Raw genomic sequence first — 12,721 nt, forward strand, 5'->3', positions numbered from 1 at the left:
GTCGTGCCCCTCTCCTGGCGCGGCGGTACGCGGCGTGTGCACAGGAAGCCCCCCACCTGGTGGTGCTGGTCGCAGAACTGTCAGTTCGAAGTTCGCGGACTATATCGACCAGACCGGGGCGTGGGGTATCCCATCGGGGCAGGTCAGGGCGATCGGGCTGCTGGTCGGCGGTCTCCCGTGGGCTGCGTTTACGCCCGGGGACTTCCGAACAGACCTGCGTCAGGTGCAGGACGCCGGGCCGCGACGTGGGAGGTTCCGCCGATGATGGCTTTTGGGCCGCGGAGGCCCTGTGACCAGGGCCGTCGGAGTGACCCGGATCGTCGGAGTGACCTCGGCGGCCGGAGTGACGTCAACCATCGGAGTGACCTGGGCCGTCGGACCGGACGGGTCCGGTCAGCCCTGCTGCTGGCCGCGGGGCTCGGGGCGGGTTTCGCCGGCGGGCGCATCACTCGTGCGCGTGGCCCGGTGGGAAGAGCGCCTGGTGGTGCACTGGCCGCGGTCGGGGCCGGCGCCGAGCCGACCGATCCGGTGTCGCCGCTGCGCTTCGGGGATCAGCCCGATCTGCTGGCCACCGAGGATGCCGCGAGCCCGCCGTTCGAAGGGCTGTCCGCCAACACTCGTTTCGCCAACGAGGTCCTCGGTGCGGACATGTCAGACTGAAGGTCATGCGGGCGGTGGTGCAGACGGTCAGCCGCGCGTCGGTCACCGTCGACGGAGATGTCGTCGGCTCGGTGGAGAACGGCCTGCTGGTTCTGGTTGGCGTCACCCACACCGATGCCACGGCAACCGCCGAGAAGCTCGCGAGCAGAATCCACAATCTGCGGATTCTGGATGGCGGACGGTCGGCCGCGCAGATCGACGCGCCCGTACTGGTCGTCAGCCAGTTCACTCTCTACGCGGACACCAGCCGCGGCCGGCGTCCAGGCTGGCAGGACGCCGCGCCGGCGCAGATCGCCGAGCCGTTGGTCATGGCCGTCGTCGAGAGGCTGCGCGCCTTGGGCGCCCGGGTCGAGACGGGTCGTTTCCGCGCCCACATGCTGGTCGAAAGCGTGAACGTCGGCCCGCAGACGATCATTCTCGATGTCGACGGCACATGAGCGCGATGTGCCGGGGCGGGGGTCCGTGACGGCCGGACCGTGACGGTCGGTCCGGCCTGGTTCGTGTCCCCGCCCCGGCTGCTCGGCGACTACAGGCCGAGCGCGTCCCTGATCAGATCGAAGACGAAGCCGCGCTGGAACATGGTGTAGGTCGGCGTCAGCTCCACGTACGACTGGCCGGTGACGGCCTGGCCGTTGATGGTGCCGGTGACGCTGGAGGCGCCTTCCCAGTACGACCCGTTCGACAGGCCCGAGATCGACAGCTCCTGGTCAAGAAGCTTGGGCGTGATGGTCAGCGTTCCGCCGGGTACGGTGACGGTCCACTTCGAGTCGTAGGTGTACCCCGTGTGTGGGCTGGTCCAGGTGCCCAACGGGGTCTCACTGACCTGGGTCGGGTTGAGCTTGACGGTGCTGCCGTCGGCCTTGACGAGGGTGCCGACCGTCTCGACGATCTGCTCGTTCTCGTCCTTGATGAAGTACAGCATGTACTGCGTGTTGTTCGAGAGCTGGATGGCGAACCAGTCCCAGCCGCCGGTGCCGGGGGCGAAGTCGCCCCACTGGTGGTCCTGCCAGGCGATACCTGTCACGTTTACCAGCACGCCGTGGTCCCACAGCGTCCCCTTGACCTTCAGGTTGGTCTGCGAGTAATACGCCGACTCGCCGAACGGGCCGTAGGGAATCACCCCGGCGTCACCGTGCAACGCGGTCGGGGTGGACTGCGTCAGCGTGAGGTTGATCGACGAGTAGCTGAGGTCCGAGAAGCCGGCGAAGAGGTGGTTCACACCGTTCTTGCCGTCCATGTGCGTCGTGCCGACGGTGTTGTTGAAACCGCCGCCGCTGGGCACGACGTCCGGCTGCAGGCCCACCATTGACATGTTCTGCGTGAACGTGCCACGGGTGATGTCGCTGATCGCGAGGTGCCCGTTGTAGGCGGCTGCCACCGGCTCGGTCGCGAGCGCGTCGAGGCGGATGTGGGTGACCTCGAACCCGTACTCGTGCTTCTTTCCGAAGACGTCGGTGCCCTGGAGGTGGCCGGTGAAGTACCACCACTCCATGGTGGTGTCAGGGTGCGCGGCCTCGTCGATCGGCAGCGATACCGGCGCCATGGTGGCGGATGCGGAGGGGGCAGCCACGAGGAGCAGAAGCGGGGTGCACATCGCGCCGATGGTGACCATCAGGCGCCTACCTCGACGGCGGCCCGACCATAATCCGCTGATTTTCATCAACTTGCCTCCCAAAGCGCTGGCTGGTGGTAGAGACGCGCGGCTGTGCGACGACTCTGCGCATCCGTCGACCTGAGGGAAGAGCCTGGGCCGGCAGCGAGGCTTGGCTATTCCTTAAGATCTCCTGGATTCCCGGTCAGCTTCGATGAGAAGGCCGATGACCCGCATCCGTAGAACTACGTGGATGTCCACGTGCGCCCGCGGAGGTGAAGGCGGCGCCCGGCGAGGGCGTACCTGCGGAGGGCGTGCCGAGGGGATGCGACCGGGACGTCCCTAACCAGGGTGCACCGACCGGGAGCTTCCGTTCTTCTCCTTGCGACGGCGCTTCGAGTGGTACATCGCGGTGTCAGCCTGATGCAGGATATGTTCGGCGCTGGTGGGCTGGCCGTCGGCCAGGGCGAGGCCGATGCTGATCTGGATCTGCGCGGTGTGGCCCGAGAGTGCCACCGGTTTGGCCATGGCCGCCTTGATGCGCCGTGCGCACTGCTCGCCGGCGACGCGCGGGCTGGTGTCGGGGTCGGGGCCGGAGTCGGCGAGCAGGACGGCGAACTCGTCACCGCCGAGGCGGGCGGCGAGGTCGTCCTGGCGCACGGCGGTGTGCAGCCGGGCCGCGACCGTACGCAGGAGCTGGTCGCCGGCGTGGTGGCCGTGGGTGTCGTTGACGGTCTTGAAATGGTCGATGTCGCAGAAGAGGACGACCACCGGCCGGCCGTGGTCCTGATGGGTGGCGACCGCGTGTTCGAGTTCCCGGGTGAACAGGGCGCGGTTGGCGAGCCCGGTCAGTCCGTCGTGGTCCGCCTGGTACTGGAGGCGATGGTGCGCCAGCTTCACGTCGGCGACGAGCCGGCGGTTCTCGGTGACGCTGACGATCTGCCGGAGGCTGACCAGCGCGGCGAGTCCGATCGCCAGATACAGCGGGAGGTCGCGTAGCGCACCGTCGCGCAGAGCCGTCGCCAGTACGAGGGAGGCGGCGAGGCTGAGCGGCAGGTAGGGCAGGTAGGCGTGCAGCCAGGGGCGGATCTCGGGTCGCCGGCGGCGGCGACTGGTCGGCGCTGTCCCACTGCCCCGCAGCGGGGGCTGCGCGGGCGCCCGCTCGGGGGCGATCATGGCGAAGGCGACCAGGAGCGGGCCGGCAGCGGCACCGATCCACTGCTGCACGGTTGCCCGCACGTCGACCTCGCCGGGCAGGCTGAGCCGGACCAGCGCCGTCTCGGAGACCGCGGTCGCGATGATGCCGCCGGCGAGCAGGGCGAGCGCGCGGCCGTTGTGCGGCTGGCGGAACGCGGCCACCAGGATCAGGACGACCAGCATCATCGCCGCGGTGAGGACGAAGGCGACGGCGATGACGAACGACGTCCCGCTGACCACCGTGCGGGTGAGGTCCCGCAGCTGGGCGTACCAGGCGATCAGGAGCATCGACAGGACGATCAGGAGACTGTCCAGGGTGATGATCGTGTGGGAGTAGCGCGGGGTCCAGCGGGTGGCGTGCTGTGGAGGTGCCCGGGTCGGCCGGCCGTCGGCCACCGGCGCCGCCGGCATGCAGATCAGGCCGACGGTCGTGAGAATCGGGGCGAGCAGGAACAGGGCTTCGATCGGCGTGAACTTGAGCGTCATCGGATTGCCGGAGGAGTACTGGATCGTCCACTCGACGGCGGCGGGAATCGAGGACAGCGGGCCGGCCGCGACGAGCAGCCGCCAGCGCCGGTCCACCCCCCGGGTGCGCACGATTCCGATGATCGCCAAGGACGTCGTCAGCACGCTGCAGGGGAGGATGGTGGCCGCCTGCGCGATCAGACGAGGCTGGCCGGACAGCGCCAGCTGGCCCGCGACCGACAGCGCGAGCAACGTCAGGACCGGCACAAACAGAACACGGAAGGTCCGCTCGGCGACCGGCCGGACCTGAGTGCCGGCGACGGCACTCGCACCTCCCGCGGCGTCAGCTCTGTGTGAATCGGCTCTGTTCGAGCCGGCTCTGCGCGAGTCGCCCATCCGCGGTGTTCGGTCTGATCGGGTCGTGATGCCCCCGTCTTCCAAGGGCTTGCCTCCTTCGATACCTGGCCTCCCACGATGCCCGGTCCGGAGAAAGCGCGCAGGTCTGACGATCGCGCTTCGTGTTCGAATGGCGTCGGTACGGGTTGTTGAAGGGGTGCGGGGTGGCGTGCTCTACCAGGCCGGTGCCGGGTAGAGGAGGTGTGTGGCTTGGCTGTGGACTCACGGCGCGGTTCCTGACAGGGCCGCCGGCGATCGCGCCTTCTTCGTCGGTCCGCCGCTGATCGGGTCGATCTTCCTGCTGTTGCTGGCGGTCATGCCCGGCTCCCCGAACTACCTGCGACCCGGCGCCCTGGCGGCGGCCAGCCTCGGGGCAGTCACCGTGGCCGCGACGTGCGTCGCGCCGGCGTGGTGGCTCCGGCGGCTGACCCTGGCCTCGTGCGTCGGGATGACCTCCGTGGTGGCGGTCATGCTGGCCATGGCGGGATCCGACGAGCTGGCCATCACCCTGCTGTTCTGGTTCCCATGGGCGGGCGGCCAGGCCGGGCTCGCGTGGAACCGGCTCGGTGTCGTCATGGCGCAGAGCATCGTCATGACGGCCCTCGTTCTGGGTGTTTTCAGCGTGCAAGGGCGTCTCACGGAGTACCCGCTCGCCGCGGTCGGCAGTGTCCTGGGGGTGCTGGCCGCCGGACCGCTGGCCCACGGGTCCTTCCGGTGGGGGCGCACCCGCACCTTCACCGACTCCCTGACGGCGCTGGCGAGCCGCCCCGGGCTGATCCAGGCGGCTGATCCGCTCATCGCCGGGAGATCGGCGGCGGGATGCCAGACCGTGCTGATGGTCGTCGACCTCGACCACTTCAAGGAGATCAACACCGCGTTCGGCTACGAGGCGGGTGACGACGTCCTGCGGACGTTCGGCCGCTGGCTCCGCCTGGTCAGGCCACCGCCGCTGCTCACCGCCCGGCTGGGCGGGGACAAGTTCGCACTGCTGCTGCCCGGTGAGCCGGCTCCGCCCGGGGCGGCCGGGGCCGGCTGGGCGTCACCCGGGCCGGAGACAGCCGATCCGGCGCTCGCCGACCTCGGCCGGGACGTCCTGCGGCAACTCGACGGCCGGTTGCGGATCGGCGGTGTGGATGTCGAGGTGGAGGCGACGGCGGGTCTCACGTCGGCGCCCGCCTGCGGGAAGCGGGTCATCGAGCTGCTGTCGTGCGCGGACGCCGCGCTCGCCGACGCCAGGCGCAGCGGCGAACGGGTCGGGGTGTGGACGACCGGGATGGCCGCGGTGCGGCCCTGGGAGCTCGCGCTGCACGCCGAGCTGCGTTCCGCGATCGACCAGGGCGAGCTGGAGCTCTTCTACCAGCCGATGGCGCAGGCGGCGACCGGGCAGATCGTCGGGGTCGAGGCGCTGATGCGCTGGCGCCATCCGTCCCGTGGGCTGCTTCCGCCCGGATCGTTCCTGCCGATGGCCGAACGTTCCTCGCTGATCGTCGAGCTGACCTGGTGGGAGCTCGATGAGGCGTTGCACCAGTGCGCGCGCTGGCGGGCGGAGGGGATACCGGTGGCCGTCTCGGCGAACCTGTCGCCCCGGCTACTGGTCGTCGACGCGCTCCCGAAGGTGGTCGCCGGGCGGCTGGCTGCCTACGACCTCCCCCCGGACGTGCTCACGCTTGAGATCACCGAGAACGCGCTGGTCTCCCAGCCGGCCCGGGCCGCCGCGATGCTCAGCGAGCTGCGGGTCTCCGGCGTGAAGCTGTCGATGGACGATTTCGGGACCGGCTACAACTCCATGGAGATCCTCAAGGCGCTGACCTTCGACGAGATCAAGATCGACCGAAGCTTCGTCGTGGACGCCCAGGGCAGCCTCCCGGACATGGCGATCGTGCGGTCGGTGGTCGACCTGGGGCACCGCCTCGGCCTGCGCGTGGTCGGCGAGGGCATCGAGGACGAGTCGAGCGAGCGGATCCTCACCGAGCTCGGCTGTGACGTCCTGCAGGGCTACGCGGTGTCGGTGCCGTTGCCTGCGCGGGAGCTGACCCCACTGCTCGCCGCCGGCAGTCGTTCGGCTCCGGCCGCGGGGCCTGGGCCGGACAGCCCAGACCGGCGGGCATGCCCGACCGCGCAGACCCCCCGGAACGGGCAGACCTCCTGGAACGGGCCGGCCTCCCGGAACGGGCAGGCCTCCCGGAACGGGCAGGTCTCGCCGAACGGGAAGCCAGCCCGGGCCACCTCGGCAGCCAGGACGGATACCGGTGACGAACACGCGGCGGCCCGCGGCGTCACACCGCGCCTCCAGGACCGCTGGGCACTGGGTGGTCTCCCCGCGCCCGTCCCGGGCGATGAGGACTCCCGGCTGGCGGCGCTGCGGCGCTATCACATCCTGGACACGCCCGCGGAGCCCGAGTTCGACGAGGTGGTCGTGCTCGCCGCCCAGATCGCGGACTGCGCCAACGCCCATGTGGTGTTCGTCGACGCCGACCGGGAGTGGTTCAAATCGAGTCATGGCCGGCAGATCTCCAGCATTCCCGGCCGGTCGGGTGTGGTGGCCCATGCGGTCTCGTCCGGCGAATACCTGGAGATCGCCGACGCGGCACGAGATGTGCGTTTCGCGCACCTGGTCGAATCCGATCCGACCGCTCCGGTGCGCTTCTTCGCCGCGGCGCCGCTACGGACATCCGACGGGCATGTGCTGGGTGCGCTGTGCGTCGCCGACCGGATGCCTCGCCAGCTGGCCCCCGGCCAGCGGCATGCGCTGGGCAACCTCGCCGCCCAGACGATGCGGCTGTGCGAGGCGCGCCGGGACCGGATGATGGGCGAGCAGGCCGCGAGCGGGCTGGAACGCCTCGACCAGTTCTGGCATCCCGACGACCTGCCCGCCGCGGCCACCCTGATAGCCGACGTCATCCGTGCCCTCGTCGGCGCGGACGCGGTCGGAGTGATGATGGCGAAGATTCCGGGCGCGACCGTGTTCGAGGCGGCCGGCTGGTCGGTCGCACCGGGGACCGAGCCGATGACGAAGGTGGGGGCCCGGGCCACGCCCGACGACGAGGCGGCGCTGCGCGCGCTGTCGCAGCTGCGGGCCCCGCTGTTCGTCCCGGATCCCGCGGGTACCCCCCTTATCCCGAACGAGCGGGTGGATCGGCTGAAGATCGGCTCCGCGATGGTGATTCCCATGCCGGACGAAGGCGGCCTGCTCGGTTTCGTCACCGTCCGGTGGACGCAGCCGATCCGCGCCGTGGAGCCGTCCGTCATGCGGGCGGTGACCATGTTCGCCACCCCGGCCCGCTGCACCCTCGCGCGGCTGCGGTGGATGGCGTGCCGTCCGGCGCCACAGCGGGACCGCTACGGCAGGGGAGCGTGACGCCTGGCCCGAAGTGGTTTCTGGATTCGCCGTGCGATCGCCTGGGTAGCAGCGTTCGGTGACGACCATTCTGCCCGCGGCCGCAGCGGGTCCGTCGGCGGCCGCAGCGGGCCCGGTCGCCTTCGTGCTCGGCGGCGGCGGGATGCTCGGCGCCGCGGAGGTCGGCATGCTCCGGGCGCTGCTGGAGGCCGGATGCCGGCCCGATCTGCTCGTCGGGACGTCGGTCGGTGCCATCAACGGCGCCGCGGTCGCCGCCGACCCGACGGTCGGCGCGCTCGATCGACTGACCGAGCTGTGGTCGGACCTGGGCAGCTCGGAAATCTTCGCGGGCGGTCCGGCGAAGCGTCTGGCCACGGTCGTCCAGCATGGCTACCTGCACTCGAACGCCCCGCTGCGGCTGCTGCTGCGCCAGCAGCTACCCGCCACGTTCGAGGAGCTGCCGGTGCGCTTCCAATGCGTGGCCGCGAGCATCGAACGGGCGGCGGCGCACTGGTTCGGTGCCGGGCCGCTGGTCGATGCGGTACTGGCCTCCTGCGCCGTGCCCGCGCTGCTGCCGCCGGTGCGGATCGATGACGAGCACTACGTCGACGGGGGTCTGATCGACAGCACGCCGGTGGGCCGGGCGGTGTCGCTCGGCGCACGCACGGTGTACGTGCTGCACGTCGGAAGGATCGAGCGGCCACTGCGGCCAGGCCGTTGGCCGTGGGAGGCGGGGCTGGTCGCCTTCGAGATCGCCCGGCGCCGCGGCTTCGCCGATGCGATGGCCAATCTGCCGGCGGGGGTGACGGTGCACGTCCTGCCGGTCGGTGACGGGAACGGGGCACCGCTGCTCGGACTGCGCTACCGGTCGGCTTCCGGTGTCCGTCGCCGGATCGAACGGGCCCGCGAGGCCACCGCCGCCTACCTCGAACGGCCCGCGCCGGTCGGCCGGCCCCAGGCTGCCGCCGAGCCGGCGCGAGGTGAACGCGAAGAGCGCGAGGTGAGCGCGAGGTGAGGGTGCCGCCGCGTGCTGTGCGCCGCCTTCTCATCGACCCCCTGTTCGTCCTGTTCGCCGTCGTGGGAGCAATGCTCGGTGCCGCCGTCACGGTGCTGGGCCTGGCCGGCGTGCCGCTGGACCGGCGGCTGCGGCTGAGCCGGGCCGCCGCGCTCGCCGCGGTCTACCTGGTCGCCGAGATGGTCGTGATCATCATCGGATTCGGGTTATGGCTGGTTCGTCCGCTGCTGCGCACGCGGTGGGAGCAGGCCAATCTCGCGTTGCTGCGTGCGACGCTGGCGTTTCTCATGGCGGCCGCGGGCCGGCTGATGCGGTTCCGGCTGGCGGTGCAGGAGCCGCCCGCGGGGTCGTTCGACTGCGCCGGTCGACCCGTGCTGGTCGCCAGCAGGCATGCCGGCGCCGGCGACTCGTTCGCGCTCATCGATCTGGTCGCCAACCGTTACCGGCGCACGCCGCGAGTCGTCCTGCTCGGCACGCTCCAGCTCGATCCGGGGATAGACATCCTGCTCGGCCGGCTCGGCGCCTGTTTCCTGCGGGCCGGGGCCGACGGCGCCGACGCCACCGCGGTGGCCCGGATCAACACCCTGGCGGGCGGGCTGACCGCCGGTGATGCCCTGGTGATCTTCCCTGAGGGGGCGAACTTCACCGTCCGGCGTCGCCGCCGCGTGATCGCGGGCCTGCGCCGGCGCGGGCAGAGCGTGCGGGCCGAGGTGGCGGAGAACCTCACCCATGTGCTCCCGCCGCGCTCGGCCGGAGTGCTCGCCGCGCTGGACCCGGGCACCGTTGCCGGGACGGTGGTGGTCGCCCACACAGGCCTGGACGGTCTGGTCAGCCCGGGGCTTCTCTGGCGGGCCCTGCCCCTGGCGACACCCATGACGATGCGCTGGTGGTGGTTCCCGGCCGGCAGGCTGCCGACCGCCCGTGCGGAACGGACGGACTGGCTCACCCTGCAGTGGGCCGTGGTGGACGCCTGGATCGACGCCCACCGGCCCACCTGCCCATCCGTCCCGCACCCGCAGCAGTCCCCGGCCTGACGCCGCCCTGGCCTGACGCCGCCCTGGCCTGACGCCGCCCCGGCCGGTGCCATACCGGACGCGCGTCGCGGCTCAGACTGCCAGGGCGTCGGGATTCTTCGTGCTCGTGCTCGCGCTCGTGCGCGGCTGCGCCGGATAACCGAGTGTTGACGCGCGGGCGACCAGTTCCGGGGTGAACTGCACCTGCTGGTGCTGATGCCGAGGGTTGTTCGCCTCGTCGAGCAGCAGCTCGGCGGCGGTGGAGCCGAGCAGCCGGCGCGGCTGGCGTACCGAGGTCAGCGGAACCGTCGCCGCGGCGGCGAAGTCGATGTCGTCGTACCCGACGATGGCGCAGTCGTCGGGCACCGCGATGCCGAGCCGGACGCACATCTGGAGCAGGCCGAGCGCGACGAGGTCGTTCGCGCAGAAGGCGGCGGTGGGCCGGCGCTGCGCCGGCAGCCCGGCCAGCCGCTCGGCCGCGCCGCGGCCTTCGGCGACGGTGAGCGCGCTGGTGGACAGGTCGATCAGGCGGTCGGGCGGCAGGCCCGCGTTCTCCAGCGCGCGCAGTGCGCCGGCGCGGCGTTGGCGCACCTGGCTGAGCGTGCCCGGCCCGCCGACGAAGGCGATCCGCTCGTGGCCGTGCTCGATCAGATGGGCCACGGCGAGCTCGCCGCCGAGGACGTCGTCCACGAAGACCGAACAGCCGTGGAAGGCCCCGGCGGTGCGGTCCACGAGGACCACCGGGGTGCCCTGCTCCTGGAGGCGGCTCAGCCGTTCGTCGGCCGCGTTCACCGGAGTGATCAGGATGCCGTGCACGCGGTGCTGCTGCAGATGATCGAGGTGGCGCGCCTCGCGGCCGGCATCCTCGCCGCTGTTGCAGAGGAAGACCACCAGGTCGGCCGCCGCGGCGACCTCCTCGATGCCGGTGGCGACGTCGGTGAAGAACGGGTTCGCCGCGTCGAGCATCACGTAGGCCAGGCTGCGGCTGTGGCCGGCGCGCAGCTGCCGGGCGGACTCGTTGCGGACGAAGCCGAGGTCGGCCATGGCCTGCTCGACCTTCTGCCGCGTTCGCGGGCTGACCAGCTGCGGCCGGTTCAGGACGTTGGAGACGGTGCCGAGCGAGACCTCCGCGGCCGCCGCGACGTCCTTGACGCCGGGGGCCCGCCGTGCGGCGGGGCGCGCCGGGGCCGCCGGGTCAACCGGCGTCGGCTCTTCGTCCGCCACGACATCCTCCTTGAAACGTGCAAAACATACCAGTCGGCGTGAACCGTCCCAAGTCCATCGCTCCGCCGTCGGAGGCCGGACGATGCCACGGAAGGTAAACGACAGATTGCTATAAGCACCACAAAGCTACCAGCTAACCGACCTTGTATGACGCTTGACACAGATCTAGCACTACAGCTAGCTTGCAGCAACCGCTTTGAAACCTTTCACTAACCGGGGGAAAGATGCCTCCCGACTCGACGGGTCCGTTGCTGCACGTCCACAACGTCAGCAAGTCGTTCGGCGCGGTCGCGGCTGTCCGCGACGTGTCCATCCCGGTCTACGCCGGCGAGGCGCACGCCCTGGTCGGTGAGAACGGGGCCGGCAAGTCGACGATCGTCAAGATGCTCGCGGGCGTGCACCGCCCCGACACCGGTTCGATCGACCTGGCCGGGCAGCCGCTCGACCTGCGGTCACCGGCCGACGCGCGGGCCGCCGGGATCGCGGTCATCTACCAGGAGCCGACGCTGTTCCCGGACCTCTCGGTCGCCGAGAACATCGCCATGACCCGTCCGCCGCGCGGCCGCTTCGGGATGATCGACCGCCACCGGGCCGCGCGCACCGCCGCCGACCTGTTCGCCCGCCTCGGCGTCGAGATCGACCCGGCCCGGCCGGCGCGCGGGCTCTCGATCGCCGACCAGCAGATCGTCGAGATCGCCAAGGCGTTGTCGATGGACACCCGGGTGCTGGTGATGGACGAGCCGACCGCCGCGCTGACCAGCGTCGAGGTCGAGCGGCTGTTCGCCGTCGCCCGGTCACTGCTGGAGCAGGGGACGGCCATCGTCTTCATCTCGCACCGCTTCGAGGAGATCACCGCGCTGTGCGCACGGGTGACGGTGATGCGCGACGGCCGGCACGTCTCCACCGATCTGATGGCCGACCTCGACGTCGACGAGATCGTGCGGCGCATGGTCGGCCGCGACCTGTCGGCCCTGCAGCCACAGCGGACCGCCGCCCCCGGCGAGGTCATGCTGCAGGTGGAGGGGCTCGGCCGGGACGGTGTCTTCGAGGACGTGTCGTTCACCGTCCGGTCGGGGGAGATCGTGGCGCTCGCCGGGCTGGTCGGTTCGGGCCGGTCCGAGGTGGTGCAGGCCGTCTTCGGCGTCGACCGCCGCGATCGCGGCACCGTCCGGGTGGGCGGTCAGCGGCTGCGGCCGAACTCGCCGCGGGCCGCGATGGCCGCCGGGCTCGCGCTCGTCCCGGAGGACCGCCGCCTGCAGGGGCTGGTCATGGACGCATCCATCCAGCGCAACGTCACCCTGCCGCGGGCCGGCTCGCTCGCCCGGGTGGGCCTGCTGCTCGGCGGCGCCGAGCGGCGTTCCGCCGAGGAGTGGACCACCCGGCTGCAGACCAAGTACCACCGGCTCAGTGACGCGGTGTCGACGCTCTCCGGCGGCAACCAGCAGAAGGTCGTGCTCGCCAAGTGGCTCGCGACGATGCCCCGGGTGCTGATCATCGACGAGCCCACCCGCGGTATCGACGTCGGGACCAAGGCCGAGGTCCACCGGTTGATCACCGGGCTTGCCACCGACGGTGTGGCCGTCGTTGTGGTCTCCTCCGAACTGCCCGAGGTGCTCAGCCTGGCCGACCGGGTGCTGGTCATGCGCGAGGGCCGCCTGGTACGGGAGCTCGACCGGGACGAGGCCACCGAGGAGTCGGTGATGTTCGCCGCGGTCGGCCAGGGGCTGCAGCCGGCGGCCACAGCGGCATCGGCAGCGACGGCAGCGACGGCAGCGACGGCGACATCGGGACCGGCACCGGAGCTGGAGGTTTCGCGGTGACCA

Annotated in this window: 9 protein-coding genes; 6 read left to right on the forward strand and 3 right to left on the reverse strand. The window is 71.2% G+C overall.

The features are described from left to right. The first annotated feature begins 465 nt into the window (after window positions 1–465). Window positions 466–660 carry a hypothetical protein gene (locus ACG83_RS36370; RefSeq protein WP_235498408.1) on the forward strand — a complete coding sequence of 65 codons (195 nt, stop codon included), beginning with the start codon at window positions 466–468 and terminating at the stop codon, window positions 658–660. A gap of 5 nt (window positions 661–665) precedes the next feature. Beyond that, window positions 666–1,097: a D-aminoacyl-tRNA deacylase gene (gene dtd / locus ACG83_RS36375; RefSeq protein WP_054570788.1), complete on the forward strand. Its 432-nt coding sequence runs from the start codon at window positions 666–668 to the stop codon at window positions 1,095–1,097. An 89-nt stretch (window positions 1,098–1,186) separates the two neighbouring features. Here dtd and ACG83_RS36380 read toward each other — a convergent pair whose 3' ends face one another. Together ACG83_RS36380 and ACG83_RS36385 are read right to left on the reverse strand one after the other, a co-directional pair. Beyond that, a complete protein-coding gene (locus tag ACG83_RS36380; RefSeq protein ID WP_063793317.1) occupies window positions 1,187–2,272 on the reverse strand; it encodes a lipocalin family protein in 1,086 nt (361 codons plus the stop codon). A 321-nt stretch (window positions 2,273–2,593) separates the two neighbouring features. After that, entirely contained in the window at window positions 2,594–4,180 is a 1,587-nt protein-coding gene (locus ACG83_RS36385) for a GGDEF domain-containing protein (RefSeq protein ID WP_161934835.1), read from the reverse strand. Window positions 4,181–4,514: 334 nt separating this feature from the next. On the opposite strand from ACG83_RS36385, the gene ACG83_RS36390 reads away from it, so the two are divergent. From ACG83_RS36390 to ACG83_RS36400, 3 genes are read left to right on the forward strand one after another with little or no spacing between them, the layout of a single operon-like run. Then, the gene (locus ACG83_RS36390; protein WP_054570791.1) at window positions 4,515–7,667 is read left to right on the forward strand and encodes an EAL domain-containing protein; all 3,153 of its coding nucleotides are present in this window, start codon (window positions 4,515–4,517) and stop codon (window positions 7,665–7,667) included. Between the two features lie 58 nt (window positions 7,668–7,725). Continuing rightward, window positions 7,726–8,661, forward strand: a complete 936-nt coding sequence (locus tag ACG83_RS36395; RefSeq protein WP_054570792.1) for a patatin-like phospholipase family protein — start codon at window positions 7,726–7,728, stop codon at window positions 8,659–8,661. After that, window positions 8,658–9,695 (forward strand): 1-acyl-sn-glycerol-3-phosphate acyltransferase, encoded by a 1,038-nt coding sequence (locus ACG83_RS36400; protein WP_054570793.1) that lies wholly within the window; start codon window positions 8,658–8,660, stop codon window positions 9,693–9,695. Before ACG83_RS36395 ends, ACG83_RS36400 begins: the two co-directional genes overlap by 4 nt. A 72-nt stretch (window positions 9,696–9,767) precedes the next feature. Here the strand turns inward: ACG83_RS36400 and ACG83_RS36405 are convergent, their stop codons facing one another. Next, window positions 9,768–10,898 carry a LacI family DNA-binding transcriptional regulator gene (locus ACG83_RS36405; protein WP_054570794.1) on the reverse strand — a complete coding sequence of 377 codons (1,131 nt, stop codon included), beginning with the start codon at window positions 10,896–10,898 and terminating at the stop codon, window positions 9,768–9,770. Between the two features lie 224 nt (window positions 10,899–11,122). Here ACG83_RS36405 and ACG83_RS36410 point away from each other — a divergent pair, with 224 nt between their 5' ends. Continuing rightward, window positions 11,123–12,718 carry a sugar ABC transporter ATP-binding protein gene (locus ACG83_RS36410; protein WP_054570795.1) on the forward strand — a complete coding sequence of 532 codons (1,596 nt, stop codon included), beginning with the start codon at window positions 11,123–11,125 and terminating at the stop codon, window positions 12,716–12,718. Window positions 12,719–12,721: the final 3 nt, after the last annotated feature.

Origin of the sequence: Frankia sp. R43, from assembly GCF_001306465.1 — a bacterium.
GTDB lineage: Bacteria > Actinomycetota > Actinomycetes > Frankiales > Frankiaceae > Parafrankia > Parafrankia irregularis.

What these genes read in the sequence shown, in the direction of transcription:
- dtd (WP_054570788.1), top strand. Translation starts at nt 666, where the DNA reads ATGCGGGCGGTGGTGCAGACGGTCAGCCGCGCGTCGGTCACCGTCGAC.
- ACG83_RS36380 (WP_063793317.1), bottom strand. Translation starts at nt 2,272, where the DNA reads ATGGTCACCATCGGCGCGATGTGCACCCCGCTTCTGCTCCTCGTGGCT.
- ACG83_RS36410 (WP_054570795.1), top strand. Translation starts at nt 11,123, where the DNA reads ATGCCTCCCGACTCGACGGGTCCGTTGCTGCACGTCCACAACGTCAGC.